Annotated in this window: 15 protein-coding genes; 4 read left to right on the top strand and 11 right to left on the bottom strand. The window is 58.9% G+C overall.

What is annotated here, in order from left to right; genetic code table 11:
* Positions 1 to 25 precede the first annotated feature (25 nt).
* The 3 genes from HB680_RS06810 to phoB all read right to left on the bottom strand — a co-directional run bounded on the left by HB680_RS06810 (position 26) and on the right by phoB (position 3,602).
* Complete coding sequence (locus tag HB680_RS06810; protein ID WP_054048336.1) at positions 26 to 1,366, bottom strand: hemolysin family protein; 1,341 nt, start codon at positions 1,364 to 1,366, stop codon at positions 26 to 28.
* A 123-nt stretch (positions 1,367 to 1,489) separates the two neighbouring features.
* A complete protein-coding gene (phoR, locus tag HB680_RS06815; protein ID WP_218627606.1) occupies positions 1,490 to 2,776 on the bottom strand; it encodes a phosphate regulon sensor histidine kinase PhoR in 1,287 nt (428 codons plus the stop codon).
* 136 nt (positions 2,777 to 2,912) lie between these two features.
* Positions 2,913 to 3,602: a phosphate regulon transcriptional regulator PhoB gene (gene phoB / locus HB680_RS06820; RefSeq protein WP_008150066.1), complete on the bottom strand. Its 690-nt coding sequence runs from the start codon at positions 3,600 to 3,602 to the stop codon at positions 2,913 to 2,915.
* Between the two features lie 153 nt (positions 3,603 to 3,755).
* Between phoB and HB680_RS06825 the strand changes: the two genes are divergently transcribed.
* On the top strand, positions 3,756 to 4,142 hold the full coding sequence (locus HB680_RS06825) for a hypothetical protein (protein WP_213937794.1): 387 nt from the start codon (positions 3,756 to 3,758) through the stop codon (positions 4,140 to 4,142).
* Between the two features lie 65 nt (positions 4,143 to 4,207).
* On the opposite strand, the gene ubiA is transcribed toward HB680_RS06825, so the two are convergent.
* Positions 4,208 to 5,098, bottom strand: a complete 891-nt coding sequence (ubiA, locus tag HB680_RS06830) for a 4-hydroxybenzoate octaprenyltransferase (protein WP_213937795.1) — start codon at positions 5,096 to 5,098, stop codon at positions 4,208 to 4,210.
* Positions 5,098 to 5,649 (bottom strand): chorismate lyase, encoded by a 552-nt coding sequence (locus HB680_RS06835; RefSeq protein WP_213937796.1) that lies wholly within the window; start codon positions 5,647 to 5,649, stop codon positions 5,098 to 5,100. Before HB680_RS06835 ends, ubiA begins: the two co-directional genes overlap by 1 nt.
* Positions 5,650 to 5,849: 200 nt before the next feature.
* Between HB680_RS06835 and HB680_RS06840 the strand changes: the two genes are divergently transcribed.
* The 3 genes from HB680_RS06840 (at position 5,850) to HB680_RS06850 (ending at position 7,654) form a co-directional block, all read left to right on the top strand.
* Positions 5,850 to 6,017 (top strand): rubredoxin, encoded by a 168-nt coding sequence (locus tag HB680_RS06840; RefSeq protein ID WP_007954349.1) that lies wholly within the window; start codon positions 5,850 to 5,852, stop codon positions 6,015 to 6,017.
* A 20-nt stretch (positions 6,018 to 6,037) separates the two neighbouring features.
* Positions 6,038 to 7,186 (top strand): FAD-dependent oxidoreductase, encoded by a 1,149-nt coding sequence (locus HB680_RS06845; RefSeq protein WP_213937797.1) that lies wholly within the window; start codon positions 6,038 to 6,040, stop codon positions 7,184 to 7,186.
* Positions 7,187 to 7,378: 192 nt separating this feature from the next.
* Positions 7,379 to 7,654, top strand: a complete 276-nt coding sequence (locus HB680_RS06850) for an HU family DNA-binding protein (protein WP_003213368.1) — start codon at positions 7,379 to 7,381, stop codon at positions 7,652 to 7,654.
* A gap of 134 nt (positions 7,655 to 7,788) precedes the next feature.
* On the opposite strand, the gene HB680_RS06855 is transcribed toward HB680_RS06850, so the two are convergent.
* The 6 genes from HB680_RS06855 to HB680_RS06885 are packed head-to-tail and all read right to left on the bottom strand — an operon-like array spanning position 7,789 to position 16,774.
* The gene (locus tag HB680_RS06855; RefSeq protein WP_213937798.1) at positions 7,789 to 8,709 is read right to left on the bottom strand and encodes a DUF6708 domain-containing protein; all 921 of its coding nucleotides are present in this window, start codon (positions 8,707 to 8,709) and stop codon (positions 7,789 to 7,791) included.
* Positions 8,706 to 9,671: a hypothetical protein gene (locus tag HB680_RS06860; protein WP_213937799.1), complete on the bottom strand. Its 966-nt coding sequence runs from the start codon at positions 9,669 to 9,671 to the stop codon at positions 8,706 to 8,708. The genes HB680_RS06855 and HB680_RS06860 overlap by 4 nt, the downstream gene beginning before the upstream one ends.
* Positions 9,668 to 10,606: a hypothetical protein gene (locus tag HB680_RS06865; protein ID WP_213937800.1), complete on the bottom strand. Its 939-nt coding sequence runs from the start codon at positions 10,604 to 10,606 to the stop codon at positions 9,668 to 9,670. The genes HB680_RS06860 and HB680_RS06865 overlap by 4 nt, the downstream gene beginning before the upstream one ends.
* Positions 10,603 to 13,878 (bottom strand): toxin VasX, encoded by a 3,276-nt coding sequence (locus tag HB680_RS06875; RefSeq protein ID WP_256735466.1) that lies wholly within the window; start codon positions 13,876 to 13,878, stop codon positions 10,603 to 10,605. Before HB680_RS06875 ends, HB680_RS06865 begins: the two co-directional genes overlap by 4 nt.
* Positions 13,875 to 14,708, bottom strand: a complete 834-nt coding sequence (locus tag HB680_RS06880) for a DUF4123 domain-containing protein (RefSeq protein ID WP_213937801.1) — start codon at positions 14,706 to 14,708, stop codon at positions 13,875 to 13,877. Before HB680_RS06880 ends, HB680_RS06875 begins: the two co-directional genes overlap by 4 nt.
* A complete protein-coding gene (locus HB680_RS06885) occupies positions 14,705 to 16,774 on the bottom strand; it encodes a type VI secretion system tip protein VgrG (protein ID WP_213937802.1) in 2,070 nt (689 codons plus the stop codon). Before HB680_RS06885 ends, HB680_RS06880 begins: the two co-directional genes overlap by 4 nt.
* Positions 16,775 to 17,359 lie beyond the last annotated feature (585 nt).

Consider the following 17,359-nt stretch of genomic DNA (forward strand, 5'->3'; position numbering starts at 1 on the left):
CGCAATGCGGTTTCCCGCAAAGCAATCAATCGAGCATCAACACCTTGGCCAATATGATCTTCGGCCCTTTCATCTTCTTGATGATGATCCGCAGGCCTTCGACTTCCAGCACTTCTTCCTCTTCAGGCACCCGTTTCAGGGTTTCGTAGACCAGCCCGGCGAGGGTTTCGGCTTCGATGTGGTCCAGGTCGATGCCCAACAGGCGTTCAACCTTGAACAGCGGCGTATCGCCGCGCACCAATAGCTTGCCCGGCTGATACGCGAGGATCCCGCGCTCGGCCTTGCGGTGTTCGTCCTGAATGTCGCCCACCAGCACTTCCAGCACGTCTTCCATGGTCAGGTAGCCGATGATGTTGCCGTCGGCCTCTTCGACCACGGCGAAGTGCGAGCCGCCCTTGCGGAACTGTTCCAGCAGCTGCGACAGCGGCATGTGCCGCGAGATGCGTTCCAGCGGACGGGTCAGCTCGGCCAGGTTGAACGACTCGGGAATGTGGTCCAGGGCCGCGAGTTCCAGCAGCAGATCCTTGATGTGCAGCAGGCCGACGAACTCCTGGCGCTCGCTGTCGTACACCGGGTAACGGCTGAACTTGTGACGACGGAACAGCGCGAGGATTTCCTTGAGCGGCGCGTTGAACTCCAGCGTCACCAGGTCTTCCCGGGAGTTGGCCCAGTCGACCACTTCCAGCTCGCCCATTTCCACCGCCGAGGCCAACACGCGCATGCCTTGGTCGCTCGGGTCCTGGCCACGGCTGGAGTGCAGGATCAGTTTCAGTTCTTCACGGCTGTAATGGTGCTCGTGATGCGGGCCGGGTTCGCCCTGGCCGGCAATGCGCAGAATGGTGTTAGCGCTGGCGTTGAGCAGGTAAATCGCCGGGTACATCGCCCAGTAGAACAGGTACAGCGGCACGGCAGTCCACAGCGACAACAGCTCGGGTTTGCGAATGGCCCACGACTTGGGCGCCAGTTCACCGACCACGATGTGCAGGTACGAAATGACGAAGAACGCGGCGAAGAACGATACGCCTTTGATCACTTCGGCCGACTGCACGCCGACGGCTTCAAGGATCGGTTCGAGGATGTGTGCAAACGCCGGCTCACCGACCCAGCCAAGACCCAGGGAGGCGAGGGTGATACCCAACTGGCAGGCCGAGAGATAAGCATCGAGCTGACTGTGCACGGTGCGCAGGATGTGTCCGCGCCAGCCGTTTTTTTCAGCGATGGCCTCGACCCGGGTCGAGCGCAGTTTGACCATGGCAAATTCGGCCGCAACGAAGAATCCGTTGAGCAAAACCAGGATCAGAGCAAAAAGAATCATGCCGAAATCGGCGAAGAGTGTCGCGAGGGTCAAGCCAGGGGATGGGTCCATGATGGAGTTTTGCGGGTTCCGTGTATTCGAAAAAGGGGGAAATGCGGTGCCTGAAGGGCAGGCACAAGTCAGCCAATGTAGCGGCTGACTGGTGGCTTGCCTAGTGGCGAGTGCTGGCCGGTATCAATCGGCGGCGCTGATTGCGCGGATTTTGCTCACCTGGGCCGGGGCAAAATGGCAGGTAAACGTACTGCCATGCCCCGGCACGCTGCTGATTTCCATCCGCGCGCGATGGCGCAACAGCACGTGCTTGACGATCGCCAACCCCAGGCCGGTGCCACCGGTGTTGGAGTTGCGGCTGGAGTCGACGCGGTAGAAGCGTTCGGTCAGGCGCGGCAGGTGTTTGCTGTCGATGCCGATCCCGGAATCCTGCACGCTCAAGTGCGCACCTTGCTCATCACCCCACCAGCGAATACGGATATTGCCTTCGGCCGGGGTGTATTTCACGGCGTTGAACACCAGGTTGGAAAACGCGCTGCGCAATTCGGCTTCGCTGCCCTTGAGCAGAATCGTCGCATCGGCTTCCAGGGTGATGCGCTGATTCTTTTGGGCGGACAACTGCTGGGCGTCGCTCTTGATCGATTTCAGCAGGCCATCGATCACCACCGGCTGGTTGTCCGACGGGTAATCGGTGGCTTCCAGCTTGGCCAACAGCAGCAAGTCATTGAGCAACGTCTGCATGCGTCCGCCCTGTTGCTGCATCTGCTGCAAGGCACGGGTCCAGCGTGGGTTCACGTCCTCGACGTTATCGAGCAGGGTTTCCAGGTAACCGCAGATGACCGTCAGCGGCGTACGCAGTTCGTGGGAAACGTTGGCGATGAAGTCTTTGCGCATCTGCTCCAGTTGATGGATACGCGTCACATCACGCACCAGCATCAAGTGTTCGTTGTTGCCGTAACGGGTGATGTACAGCTGAATGCGCAGGCGATCATTGATCGGCGAAGGGATTTCCAGTGGTTCGGCGTAGCTGTCCTGCTCGAAGTATTCCTTGAAGCGCGGATGACGCACCAGGTTGGTCACCGGTTGGCCGCTGTCTTGCGGAGTCTTGAGGCCGAGCAGGGTTTCAGCGGCGCGGTTCCACCATTCCAGGTTGCCGTCGCTGTCGAGCATGATCACCGCGTCTTTGAGCGCGGCGGTGGATTCCTGGACCCGATCGATCACCGCTTGCAGGCGCCCGCGCACCCGTTGGTCGCGGCGTTGCAGGTGGTAGATGCTGTCGAACACTTCGCCCCACAGGCCATAGCCATCGGGCGGTGCTTCATCGGGTTTGTGCAGGCGCAGCCATTCGTGCAGGCGCAGCAGTTGCTTGAGGGTCCAGGCCAGGTAAAGACCCAGGCCAGCCGCGAGGCTCCAGCCGTAGTAGCCGGAAATCAGGCCAATCACCAGGCAGGCGGTGACCAGCAACAGCATGTGGCGAATCAGGGTGCCATGCCAGTTTTGGTTCACGAGGCGTCCTTAACGCAGCTTCAAGTTTCAAGCTGCAAGCTTCAAGTCAGAGCGGTTCGGCTGTCCCTTGCCGCTTGTAGCTCAAAACTCGCAGCTGTTTTTATGCTTTGGTGGAAAACCGGTAACCGGTGCCGCGCACGGTTTGTACCAGATTTTCGTAGGCATCGCCGAGGGCTTTGCGCAGGCGCCGGATATGCACGTCGACGGTGCGTTCTTCGACATAGACATTGCCGCCCCAGACCTGATCCAGCAACTGGCCACGGGTGTAGGCGCGTTCCTGATGGGTCATGAAAAATTGCAGCAGACGGTATTCGGTCGGGCCCATCTCGGCAGGTTTGCCGTCGATGGTCACGCGGTGGCTGATCGGGTCCAGCAGCAGGCCGCCGACTTCGATCGGGGTTTCGCCGTCGGTCGGACCGGCGCGGCGCAGCACGGCTTTGAGGCGCGCGACCAGCTCACGGGGGGAAAACGGTTTGGTGATGTAATCGTCGGCGCCGACTTCCAGGCCCTGGATCTTGTTGTCCTCTTCGCCCTTGGCGGTGAGCATGATGATCGGGATATCCCCGGTCAGCTCATCGCGCTTGAGGCGTCGGGCCAGTTCGATGCCGGAGGTGCCGGGCAGCATCCAGTCCAGCAGGATCAGGTCCGGCTTGCGGTCGACGATGATGGCATGGGCCTGCTGGGAGTTCTCCGCCTCCAGGCAGTCATAGCCGGCCATTTCCAACGCAACGGCGATCATTTCGCGAATGGGCGCTTCGTCGTCGACGATCAGAATGCTCCTGCCAACCATGCCATTAATCCTCTTGTCATTTAACTGTCTTGCGCCGCATTAGATAACGGAATTATTGCAGTCGTGTGACAGTATTTTAGTCGGCCTGCGATTGTCAGGAACCTGGGCTAAGCTCTAAGTCCGAATCCTGACAACCGCAAAAGGAAGGTTTCCATGAAGCACATCGCTCAATCCTGGAAGGCGCTGCTGGTCACTGCTGCGCTAACGCTGCCGACAATGGCCTTCGCCGCAGATCCGGGCATGGTTAAAGACGGCATGTTGGTCGACCACAAGGGCATGACGTTGTATACCTTCGACAACGACACGGGTGGCAAGTCAGCGTGCACCGGCAAGTGCGCAGAAAACTGGCCGCCGCTGAAAGCCACCGCGGCCGACAAGGATGACGGCAAGTGGACCATCATCAAACGTGACGATGGCACGATGCAGTGGGCGTTCGATGGCAAGCCGCTGTACTACTTCGTTCAGGACAAGAAGCCAGGAGACATGACAGGCGACAAGAAAATGGACAAGTGGCACATCCTCCAAGGGCCGAAGATGTAACGAGTCCAGTCTCCGCAGCCTCGCCCCTGTAGGAGCGAGGCTTGCCCGCGAAGGCGCCCGTCACTTCAACGCAATCCGTAATCCAGAACAATCCCCACAAAAATCGCCAACCCGGCCCAGTGGTTGTGCAAGAACGCCTTGAAACAACGCATCCGGTCCTTGCCACGGGTGTACCAGAACTCCCACGCAAAACAGCCCGCCGCCGCCAGCAAGCCGAGGTGGAACCAGCCACCGAGTTCAAATTTCGAGCCGGCCAGCAGCAGGCAACCCAGCGCCAAACCCTGCAACGTCAGAATGATCACCCGGTCCGCATCACCAAACAGAATCGCCGTGGATTTCACGCCGATCTTCAAATCGTCGTCGCGGTCGGTCATGGCGTAATAGGTGTCGTAGCCGACGGTCCACAGCAGGTTGGCGATCCACAGCAACCACGCCGCGGCAGGCAGTTCGCCGGTCTCGGCGGTGAACGCCATCGGCATGCCCCAGGAGAACGCCGCGCCCAGCACGACCTGCGGGTAATAGGTGTAGCGCTTCATGAACGGGTAACTGAAGGCCAGCGCTAAACCACCCAGCGACAGCCAGACAGTCGGCGCATTCGTGCACAGCACCAGCAGAAAACTCACGCCCATCAGCACGGCAAAAAACACCAGGGCTTCTTTCGAGCTGATCTTGCCGCTCACCAGTGGTCGCTGTTCGGTACGTTTCACGTGGCCATCGACCTTGCGGTCCGCCCAGTCGTTAATCACGCAACCGCCCGCGCGGGTCAGCACCACGCCGAGGACGAAAATCACAACGTTGGCCAGTGACGGCGAGCCCTTGCCGGCAATCCACAGCGCCCAGAGGGTTGGCCACAGCAGCAGGTAAATGCCGATCGGCTTGTCCATGCGGGTCAGCTGAATGAAATCCCAGGCTCGAGGATTCAAACGGTTCAGGGATTTGAGCAGGCTGGTGTACATCAGCAGTTCTCCGGATGGGCGCGGGCGGCGAGCCACAAGGTCGGCAGGAAGATCTCGGCCACCAGTACGCTTAATGCGCCACGGTCGAAACGCGAGCGGCGGCCCCACAACTCAGGTGTCCGGGACTCCAGCGGCAGCCATGCCTGAGGATAGTGGCAAACCTCGATGGCTTGACGCTGGAACGCCCGATCACAGAACAGCAGTTCGCCCAGCGAGCGACTGCCCAGTTCGTCCATGTGCAGGCCATCGCCTTGTAACGCGCTGCGCGCCGCCACGCTGCGGGCGAACACCCAGGCTTCGCCATTGCCGCGCAGATACACCTCGCGCACCCAGCCTTCGCTGCCTTCGGCCAGGTCCAGCGCGGCACACTCGTCGGCGCGCAACGCTTGCCAGCCTTCGAACAACGGCGTGACGCTGAAGTGGTCATTCGACAGACGGATCAGGCGGCGGGTCAGCGAGCCTTCGTCGAACAACCAGTCGAGGGTAGAGGCGTCGGGCAGGGGGGCAAGTCGGCGTTGGGGGAGCCAGAATGGGACTTTTGAGTGCGGCACAGTGAGTCATTATTGGCAGCAAATGAGGCGGCGAGCTTACCATGTCAGCCAGCGATTTTGATTGAGCCGGCCCGCTGTTGCGCCGAACAGGCTTGCATCTGCCGGGTTCGATCAGTACAAAACGCCCTGAGCCGGACGGCAACGCTTTACCCATCGACCGTTCGCGCCGGCAAACGCCTGAATCCTGAGGAAGTAACGGAATGAAAAAGTGGCAATGTGTGGTCTGCGGCCTGATCTATAACGAAGCCGACGGCTGGCCGGATGACGGCATTGCACCGGGCACCCTGTGGCAGGATGTGCCGGAAGACTGGCTGTGCCCGGACTGCGGCGTGGGCAAGATGGATTTCGAAATGATCGAAATCAACTAAGACAAAAAGAGGAGTAAGGCATGAACGCACCTGTCGTGATCGTCGGCACCGGCCTGGCTGGCTACAACCTGGCCCGGGAGTTTCGCAAACTCGATGGCGAAACCCCGCTGCTGCTGATTACCGCCGATGACGGGCGTTCTTACTCCAAGCCGATGCTCTCCACCGGTTTCGGCAAAAACAAAGATGCCGATGGTCTGAGCATGGCCGAGCCCGGCGCCATGGCCGAGCAACTGAAGGCCGAAATCCGCACCCACACCCGCATCAGCGGCATCGACCCAGGCCACAAACGCCTGTGGATCGGCGAGGAATCGGTGATCTATCGCGACCTGATCCTGGCCTGGGGCGCGGAAACCGTGCGGGTGCCAATCGAAGGCGACGGCGCTGACGCGGTGTTTCCGATCAATGATCTGGAAGACTACGCCCGCTTTCGTGCCGCGGCGGCAGGCAAGCGTCGGGTGTTGCTGCTCGGTGCCGGGCTGATTGGCTGCGAATTCGCCAACGACCTGATCCTCGGTGGCTACGAAGTGCAACTGGTGGCGCCTTGCGAACAGGTCATGCCGACTCTTCTGCACCCGGCGGCAGCCGCAGCGGTCCAGGCCGGGCTGGAAAGCCTCGGCGCACGCTTTCACCTCGGGCCGGTGCTCAATCGCCTGCAGCGTGTGGCTGACGGGCTGGAAGCGCACCTGTCCGATGGCCAGGTCATCCCGTGCGATGTGGTGGTCTCGGCCATTGGCCTGCGTCCGCGTATCGATCTGGCGGCGGCTGCGGGTGTTCAGGTCAATCGCGGCGTTGTGGTCGACCGTCACCTGAAGACGTCTCACGCCAATATCTACGCCCTGGGCGACTGCGCCGAGGTCGATGGGCTGAATCTGTTGTACGTGATGCCCCTGATGAGCTGTGCGAGAGCGCTGGCACAAACCCTGGCGGGAAACCCTACGCCAGTGAGTTATGGCCCGATGCCCATCACCGTGAAAACCCCGGTCTGCCCACTGGTGGTTTCGCCGCCACCACGGGGCGCGGAGGGTGTCTGGACGGTCGAAGGGCAGGGCGCCGACATCAAGGCGCTGTGCCGCGACGGGTCGGGCAAATTGCTCGGTTATGCCCTGACAGGCGCGGCGGTGATGGAAAAACTGGCTCTGAACAAAGAGCTTCCGGCCTTGCTGGCGTAAATACCGGTCGTTCTGTCGGAATCACCCCGCTTTTGCCCCTACAAACGTCGCGCCGAGACTGGCGCGGCTCTTCCGTGCGTGCCATCCTCACTCCCGTCTGCCGCAGAGTAGAGCACCTGCGGCGCCTTGGGCGCTGTTCCAACGAGAACAGCACGGACATAACAACAAAAAACCGTCAAAGGGGCTTCACTAATGCGTAAACCAGAACTCGCCGCTGCAATCGCTGAAAAAGCAGACCTCACCAAAGAGCAGGCCAACCGCGTTCTCAACGCCGTTCTCGAAGAAATCACCGGCGCTCTGCACCGCAAGGACAGCGTCACGCTGGTGGGCTTCGGCACCTTCCTGCAACGCCATCGCGGTGCCCGCACCGGCAAAAACCCGCAAACCGGTGAGCCTGTGAAAATCAAGGCCAGCAACACCGTTGCGTTCAAGCCAGGCAAGTCGTTGAAAGACAGCGTTAATCCATAATTGCGGCGAACTCCCTGAATAACGGGGAGAACCGTATTGAAAAATGGGCATACCGATTGCGGTCGGATGCCCATTTTTTATGGGGGGGCCTAAAAGTCGCGACGAGGTGCGGCGAGCAGGATCTACGCCTTGTATCAGGCTTGTTCTGGCGCGGCCAGTTCAGCCTCGCGTTTGGCGATGGCTTCTTCGAGTTCCGGGGAGCGTTTGGCCCACTGTTCCGGGGGGAGTGGTTTTGACCATTCGATGATGTCGGGATAGGGCAGGTCGGGCGGTGGATTGAGTTTCCAGCGTTCGAGCACGTCGATCAGCAGTGTGTTGAAAATGAAAATCCCGCAGAACCCTTCCCAAAGGGCCGTTACAAACCAGCCTCTGAGTTGCGCGGCTTTGATCAGATCGTCCAGGTAAGTCGCCCATATCCCTTTTGACCTGTCGAAACGTGCTGTTTGATCCTCAACAGCCTCCGGCCCGATCTCCATATAACTGCGCATGCACTCCCACAACGCCATGGCCGTGGTGCCGCCGCCACAGTTGAAACCCAGTGAAAAATGCTTGTTGTCTTCCTCGGCCAGCGGGTCCGGGTTTTCGAAACCGATGACCAGCAAGCCCATCGTGGCTTTACCGGCTTGACTGACTGAGGACTGTTGCGTGGCGGCGGCAGTGACGGTTTCCCACGGCACGATCCAGTATTCGCCGTCTTCGCGGGGGACGCAGACTTCTCGGCGTTGGCGGTTGAAGCGCACGGGTAGGGGCACTTCGCGGAAGAGGCCTTGGATCAATAAAAAAATCGGGATTACCATGATGCAAGCACCCAGAATCAATGCATCAGGATCATTGAGAAAGTATGCCAACCCCAAAAACAACATCACCATCGGCCACATCGTCATCACCGCTGAACCGATGCTGTAGTTGCCGATATCCAGAAACACCTCGTTCTTACGCCAGATGATGTTGAGCACATCCGACGGGTTTCGACCCGTAGGAATCGGCAGCGGCGCCAGATAGTCATTGCGCGAAAATATCCGTTTTTTTGTGGTGCCGGCGGGAGGCGAACTCATGCCGCATCCTTGGCCTGAACGGCTAGTTCAGCCTCGCGTTGGGCGATGGCTTCTTCCAGTTCCGGAGAGCGTTTGGCCCACTGTTCCGGAGGGAGTGGTTTTGACCATTCGATGATGTCCGGGTAGGGCAAGTCGGGCGGTGGCGATAATTTCCATTCTTGCAACATCATTGCCAGTGGCCCTCCCAGAAACACGGCCCCAATTACCAGCCACGCAGCCTTGCCAACTTCTTGCGCGACCAAGTGCTGCCTGATGCCATCTAGATAGGCACAACTAACATCCCAAAAAACGCTTCTGCCCCGCCGCTTTTCTCGTCCACCCTCAAAGTCGTTTGTAATGGGCAGCATCTGAGGCCCAATTTCCATATAACTGCGCATGCACTCCCACAACGCCATCGCCGTGGTGCCGCCGCCACAGTTGAAGCCCAGCGAGAAATGCTGGTTGTCTTCCTTGGCCAATGGATCAGGGTTTTCGAAACCGATGATCAGCAAGCCCATCGTGGCTTTACCGGCCTGACTGACTGAGGACTGTTGCGTGGCGGCGGCAGTGACGGTTTCCCACGGCACGATCCAGTATTCGCCGTCTTCGCGCGGGACGCAGACTTCTCGGCGTTGGCGGTTGAAGCGCACGGGTAAGGGCACTTCGCGGAATAGACCTTGAATCAAAAACAGCGTTGGGACGCCGACAATAACGGAGCCGATAATCAAAATATCTTGGCTGAAGTCAGAATTGAGATTTCTAGTGAAGAAAGACATGGCTAGAACCACCATCACCATCGGCCACAGCATCATCACCACCGAACCGATGCTGTAATTTCCAACATCGAGAAACACCTCGTTCTTGCGCCAAATGATATTAAGCACATCAGAGGGCTTTCTACCCGTAGGGATCGGCAACGGAGCCAAGTAGTCATTGCGCGAAAACATCCGTTTTTTCGTGGTGCCTGCCGGTGGCGTGCTCATGCCGCATCCTTGGACTGAACGGCCAGTTCAGCCTCGCGCTTGGCAATGGCTTCTTCCAACTCCGGGGAGCGTTTGGCCCACTGTTCCGGAGAGAGTGGTTTTGACCATTCGATGATGTCTGGATAGGGAAGGTCGGGCGGCGGGTAAAGCTTCTTTCTTTGGAGGTAAGTGGCGAGAGGCGCGTTGAAAATAAATACGCCGAATACGCCTTCCCACAAGAGTGTTAGAAACCAGCCGCGCTCTTTGGCTTTGTCCTTCATGTAATCAATGTAGTAGCGCAGGTTGGCACCTGAGTTAAGCGCGGCAGCTTCGGGCGCGGCTTCCGGCCCAACTTCCATGTAACTGCGCATGCACTCCCACAACGCCATGGCCGTGGTGCCGCCGCCACAGTTGAAACCCAGTGAAAAATGCTTGTTGTCTTCCTCGGCCAGCGGGTCCGGGTTTTCGAAACCGATGACCAGCAAGCCCATTGTGGCTTTACCGGCCTGACTGACTGAGGACTGTTGCGTGGCGGCGGCAGTGACGGTTTCCCACGGCACGATCCAGTATTCGCCGTCTTCGCGGGGAACGCAGACTTCTCGGCGCTGGCGGTTGAAGCGCACGGGGAGGGGTACTGCCCGAAATAGCCCTTGAATTAAAAACAGCGTTGGGACCCCGATAATAACGGAGCCGAGAATCAAAATATCTTGGCTGAAGTCAGAGTCGAGATTTCGAGTGAAGAAAGACATGGCTAAAAACAGCATCAACGTCGGCCACATGACCATCACCGCCGAGCCGATGCTGTAATTGCCGATATCCAGAAACACCTCGTTCTTACGCCAGATGATGTTGAGCACATCCGAGGGTTTTCTACCTGTCGGGATCGGTAAGGGCGCCAGATAGTCATTACTCGAAAACATCCGTTTTTTCGTGGTGCCGGCCTGTGGCGTACTCATCGTTTGTCCTTGGGTTGCAGGTAAATACCGCCGGGATGTTCCTCGCCGAGCGGGTAATTCGGTACGCGGTCCAGTTGCGGCGTCGGATCGGCCCGCAGCTCTATCACGCCGGTGGTGTCATTCAGGGTAAACGCCATCCCTCGTTCGCCACCGATGAAGTTGCGGGCGCCGAGCATGACGATCAACGGCGTGCGATAGCGCAAACGGAGCGAAACCGTGCCGGGTGTCGAGCTCAGTATGTTTTTCAGCGCGTTGAATGGACCACTCAAGCGTAGGCCCTGACCTTCCTTGTGCGGTATCCACTGGCAAGTGCTGCTGGATAACCAATGAGGAGTCATATCGCGCCAGGGTCGTGGGGTTTTGTACTGGTGGATGGGGCGGTTTTTGATCTGGTCACGGGAGTCCCGGGTATCCACAGGGTCACCGACCATGCTCAGTTCCAGATAGACACTGCCCGGCTCGGCGCCCGGCAAATCGATGGTCAGGGTATCGATGGAGCTGACGAACGCCAGACCGGAAGGACCATCACTCATGGCTGACTGTGAACTACTTTGCATACTGACCCGAGGTGAATAGAGGATGCGGTACAACCGGTCGAGCTCGTCCATTTGGGCTTTGGGCGAGATAGGTGCCAGGTCCTGCGCCCGGCCTTTTGACCAGCAGCAGAAATTCAGGAAGTTTTGTAGCGGCGTCTGTTGGAAGATCCAGGCTATTGCGTAAAGCAGGCCCAGCCCGAAAATGATCCAGTTCAATGGCCCCATGTACAGGGTGTAGCGCAGGATGGCGACTTCGACGGTTATTGAACCCGCCAAGGCGCGGGCGGTGTAGCCAAAACCTAGCATCGCTTGGGCGCCGAAGGCCGCCACTTGTCCACCGACTACGATCTGCCGCATCTCCAGCCATGGATCGACTCGGTTTTGCGCGTTTTCCAGTTGTATTTGCAGGGACTTGAACTCTGCAAATGCTGCACCAGCCGAGAATCCACCAACCAACCCACCAAACAGCGTTAACGTCGGGGCTGCGGAACCAAAGAAGATAAACCGATCCTTCCCCAACCCCTTCCGCACCTGATTATCCACCACCGCCACCAGCGCCGCCCCCGCATACAACGTCGCCGACACCGTGTCATTCACCCGCCGACTGTCCATCCCCTCCAACACCGCAGCCTCTTGCAAATAGTTGTATGCATTGACCACGTTCAACATCAACGCCGCCAACGGCAACACTCCGCCGCTATTCGCCACCGCCGGCGAATTCAGAATCCGCTCAACCCGACCGACACCAATGGCTTTGCCGGTTACCTTCACCCAATCCTCCAGCGCTTCAGCCTGTTGCCCCAGCAGTTTCCACCTCTGCCGACCGTTCTCGGTAACGAGCCCTAACAGCGCGTTGTTGCCCAACCGGTTGGCGATGAGCACGCCCATCCACGAGCGGCTGAAGGTAGTGCCGTCACCCTTGAGCAACAGCAGCGCCGCCGCCAGTCGGTTGACCAGCACGCTCCATTGACTGCTGACGTCCCGGGCCATGGCCGCGAGGTCGTCCAGTACCAACGTGCTCAACGGCGCCAATGCCAAGTGGGTGGCGTTGATGTTGTCGGAGGCCAGCGCAGCCATCAGTTCGTTCAGGCGCGAGGTGCTGTTGATCGCGGCGTCGATGGAGGGCGTCCAGCCGTTGAACAATTGGGTCAGCGCGCCGCCGTCGGCCAAGCGCACGTAATCGGCATATTGCTCGGCGCCTTGGGCGCGGAGGCATTGAGCGGTCAGGCAGCCGCTGGCCAGTTCGGTCAGCCAGTGGCGGGTGGGCAAGTCGTGGTAATCGACAAACCAGGTGCCATTGCGTGAACGTTTGAGGTACACGCCACGGTCGGCGTACAAGGCGGTGTGGCGTTCTTCGATTCGTCGGTAATGCTCCGCGGCGGTTTGCGAGAACCAGTTATCCATCGCCTTGAGGTCGATGTATTCACCAACCTTGGCACTCCAGTGACGATTGTTGAGGTTTGCGTGCTTTTCGGCGCGGTACTCGCGCACCACAAACTCCGCTTCGTTGTACAAGTCCGCCGGAATAAAGGCCCGTACCGGGGCGACGATGGTGGCGATACGCGCATCCCGGGCGCTGGCTTCGGCCTGAGTGGGTTGGCCGCCGTGCCGACGCGCCTGGGTTTCAGCCTTGAGTTCCTCATCAAGCTGATGCTGGGTATCCAGCATGATCTTGCCCTGTTCCGGGGTTAGTTCGATGTTGTGGCCTTTGTAGCGATAACTGAGAGTACCGGCCAGTTCGGCGCCATCTTCAGTGATAAGGCTGCGAATAAACCCACCGATGCTCAGGCGCAGGTGGTTATCCCCCAGCCATTTTTCGTGGCTTGCTTCTATCCATTCCTGCTCATGGTTGATATCGCGCAACACGCCCAGATCGTCATCCAGACAGGCGAATACTGCGAACAACCCATCGGCTTGAGCCTTGGCGTTGTCCAGCCAATCCTGAGTGCCCTGACCGTCCCACGCTTCAGCGCTCCATTCGCCCGGCGCTTGATCACTGGCCTCCGGGTGCTGGGCGAGGACTTTTTCGCGCTCGCGGGCGCGGTGCATGGCGTCGGTGTAGGCCTTGATGTTGGCCGGGGTTGGGTCCTTCATCAGCGTTGCGCCCTGCGCGTCGGTGTCCTCGACATCTCTTATCTGGTCCACTTTCATGGACCGTGCGTAGGTGTCGGGCAGCAGTTCGGCCATGACCTTGGACGCGTTGGTCAGCGGCGGGCAATGCTCGGCTTGCAGTTCATTGGCGACGGTGCGCAACGCGACAGGGCGCATGTGCTGTTGACGTTTGGTGCTGCTGTCACTCAGTGACTGACAATGCTCGGCGTTCAGCGGGAACTCGCTGTAGAGCAACCAGGCGTTGTGAATTTTTGGCAGGGCGAGACCGGCCAACGTGGCGTCGAGCACCGCGCTCGCATCGGCTTCCAGCGCCTGCTCCTTGAACAACCCGTTCGCTGACACCGCGTACCGTTTCAGCGGCCCTTCGTGCTGCCAAAGATAAACGAACCCCGCCCGCAGGCGTCGTGCCGCCATGGGACGGCTCTGGGTGGTCACGCCGGGAACGCAACACGGGTCTTCGGCTTTTTCTTCCCCCAAGGCATAACGCACGGGCACGACAAAAACCTCGGGCTGGCTGGCGGGGCACGGCGTAACCGTACTGTTGATGTCGACGTGAGGCTGAGCCTTGGCAGCCCGTTCGGCCTGAGCGGCGTTGTCGACCATCGCCAGTTTCTGGGTGCTCATACACAGAACTCCTTGTCGGTGAGTAGCTGACGCGTCAGTTCGACATTCAGGTTTTCCAGCCGCTGTTTGGGCGATACGCCGGGCTCGGCCAACATCTCTCGGTAAGCGGCGTGTGTAGGGGCGTCGGGAAAGTCAGTGCCCAGTGCCGCGTGGAAACGAGCCCAGAGCAGGACTTCGTCGATGGCGCTATAACCGTGGCGTCCGGCACTGTGCTGGCAGTGAGAGGCCCACTGTTGCAAAGCCAAGTCGTCCAGCCCTTGCAGGCATTCGGAAAAGTGTTGTTGGCAGTGTTCGATCAACTGTTGGGCGAAACGAAGTCGTTGTGCCGTGCTCAGTTGTTCCAACAACTGCGCCGTCAAACTCAACCAAGGCTCTGGCGCATACCGGGCGGCGGGTTGATCCGGGTTCTCTTGATGGATATCCAGTTCCGCAAGCCGGATCAGTCGCACCGGCCCCATCAAGCGATCACGCTCGTTGGCGGGCAGATGCGCCAGCCACAGATAGGTGATACGAGGGTCGAAGTAACGGAACAGCACCGTAAGATCGCCTTCAACACGGACGTGGATCAGGCTGCGCAAATGGTCGAGCACCACGGTCTCTTCGGCGTCCGACTCCAGCCACACACCACACGTCGCGCTCCATTCCTGAAAAAAGAGGTGGGCCAGCGGACTATCGGGAGCAACGGGCACGAGTACCGGGCCGACTTCCTCCAAGGCGCCATAGCCGGTTGCCTGATAAAGCGATTGGTACGTCGCGCTCCCCAATGCAATAAGCCGTTCAGGCAGGCGTTCAATCTGGGCACGATCCAGCAGCAGATAAGCCTGACTCATGCCGTCATCTCCGCGAGTTTTTGACACACGGCACAGATGGGCGAGGCCTGTTGCGCGGCTTGGGTCAATGCGATTTTTTGTGCGGCCAGGGATGGCTTAATCAGAGTCTGTGGCGCTACCGGGATCAACGAGCGAGCAAACTGCGCCGCCATGCCGGCTACCGGCGTCCCACCTTCAACAATGGCCACGCTGCTGAAAATCCCGCCCGCGTTAATGACGATGTGGTGACCCCCGGCCCTAAGCGTCAGGCTCATGCCCGCATCGATCACCACGTTCGCGGCGTTGACGCGCGCGTGCGGCCCGGCCTGAATCACCAGCGTGCCGGCCACCGTGGTGCTGCTGTTGCCGCTGATGCTGATCAATTCATCTCCACCGATCACCGTGTTGCGCAAGCCTTGGGTGGTGTGCGTCTCGTCACCTCTGATCAGGCTGGCACTGTGGTTGTCCACCTGCTCAAAACGGTCGTGGCCAATCAGGCTGTGGCTGTCGCGGCTGATCTGTTCGCGGCGGTCGTTGCCGATCTGGCTGTCGCTGTCGTTTAGGATCAGTTGCTCGATATCGCGCTGGGCACGCAGGTAGATTTTTTCCTGCCCGGCTCGGTCTTCCAGCATCAGCTCGTTGTAGCCCCCGGTGTGCGGAGAACTTTGGCTGCGCAGCACGGTTTTGGTTTTGTGCTCGGGCAAGGTGTGCGGTACGGACGTGACTTTGTTGGCGACACATCCGGTGATCAACGGTTTGTCGGGGTCGCCTTCGAGGTAGGTCACCACCACTTCCATGCCGATACGCGGAATGGTCACCGCGCCGAAATCCTGGCCGGCCCAACTGGACGAAACCCGAACCCAGCAACTGCTTTTTTCGCTGTTGAGTTCGGCGCGATCCCAGGGCAGTTCGATCTTCACGCGACCGTATTCATCGCAATAGATCTCTTCGCCGGGCGGCCCAGTGACGCGGGCAGTCTGGCTGACCAGCAGGGTTTTTCGGGGGGTTAATGGCGGGCGGTAAAACACGTCCCACGGGATGGCGCTGAAGTGGTTGCGATAGCCTTGGGTGAAGCCATCTTCCGGTTTGACCTCGCTGGTGACCGACTCTTCCAGCACCTGCGGCTGCCGGCCGGTGTGGGTCACGCTGAGCAACAACCACAAATCGTTGCAGGATTGGCGCGGATGTTCGGTCAGGTCAAAAAAGTGGCCGCTGCGCAGGGCCGGTTGATCGCTCTGACCCTTGGCGATCTGGTAATCGCTGCGGTGCCGCTCCAGGGCTTGGCGGGCGAGTTGTTTGCCGCGTTTTTCGTTCTCGATCAACACCGGGTAGCGATAGTCTTCCAGCTCGGGGCTGAACTCGGCGGTGAAGCGGCTTTCCAGCAACAGGCTCGGGCGCCGGAAGTCATAATCACGGCGTGTGGTGGTGCTGGTGCGCGTGCGAACGCCCATGGCGAACTGACTGACCACCGGGTGCTCGGCCACCATGCCGGACTCTTGTTGATAAGGGGTTGCGCCCAGTTTGGGGAAGAACGTCTGATCGTCGGTGAACACCAGCCAGTGTCCGTCCGGCGAATGCTGGTGATGCCAGGCGATACCGTCTTCGGCGCATAGCCTTTGGAGAAAATCGAGGTTCGATTCCGCGTATTGCGTGCAGTAATCACGCTCAGGGCGGGTGCTGACATGAAACGTAAATGCATCACTCAGGATGCCGTGCTCTTTGAGCACCTGCGTGATGATCTGCGGCACGTTCTGACGCTGAAAAATCCGTTGGTCGTGGCGGAACTGCAAATAGTGCAGCGCCGGCACCAGCGTCAAGTGATACCGAGTCAGGCGTTTGCCGGCTTCACCGACCCAGACGTCTTCGATACGGCCGTGAAGTCCTTCGCCCTTCAAGCCGAATTGCAGAAACGCCGGTTGGCTGAGCAAGCTTTCCAGGTCGAAGTCCGGGTGTTCACTGACCAGTTCAACCTTGATCGCATACAAGGCGCTGATGGCCTCGACACCGTCAAAGGCCAGGACCTTGAAATCATGACGAACAGTGGGGATGTGCAGCGCAAACTGCGCCGTATTGGCCGGCTGGAACATACGCTTATCCTTAAGCAAACAGGAAATAAAGCGCGATATCCAAACCGTCCATGGTCTGTGCTCGCGGAAACTGGCGGGCACGTTAGCAATGGGTAAAAAAGATTAATGTAGGAACAATCTTCGAATAAAGTCAGAGCGTTCCGGGTTTAAAGCTGCGGGTGTAGTCCTAGGACAGGATTGTGTAAGTTGCGTGCAATTGGCCGATCGTTCCATGCAGTTGGCCTATGCATGGCAGCATTTGTCGTATTACTGAAATATGAAGAATGCCATCATTTTGCTGGCACTTTTTTTGTTGTCTGTTGTCGCTCATCAAAATTAAAGGTGGATCACAACAACTTTTCGGAAGAGTCCTACATTTATCTTTTTCTATTCTTGTCATGCTTTGCACCCACCTCACGGACCGAATCATCAATGGTTGCTGGGGATTTAAGCGATGGCTCTGGATCAATGGTTACGGGACGGGAATCGAGCAGATGAAATATTAAACTGACATCAGGGGAGTCCCTGAGAGATATAGGGATATCTCCTACGTGAAACAGAGAACACGTCGTCTTGTTGTTTAATCGGATGCTTGCTAGTGGCCAT

The organism is Pseudomonas sp. dw_612 (assembly GCF_018449725.1).
Classification (GTDB): domain Bacteria; phylum Pseudomonadota; class Gammaproteobacteria; order Pseudomonadales; family Pseudomonadaceae; genus Aquipseudomonas.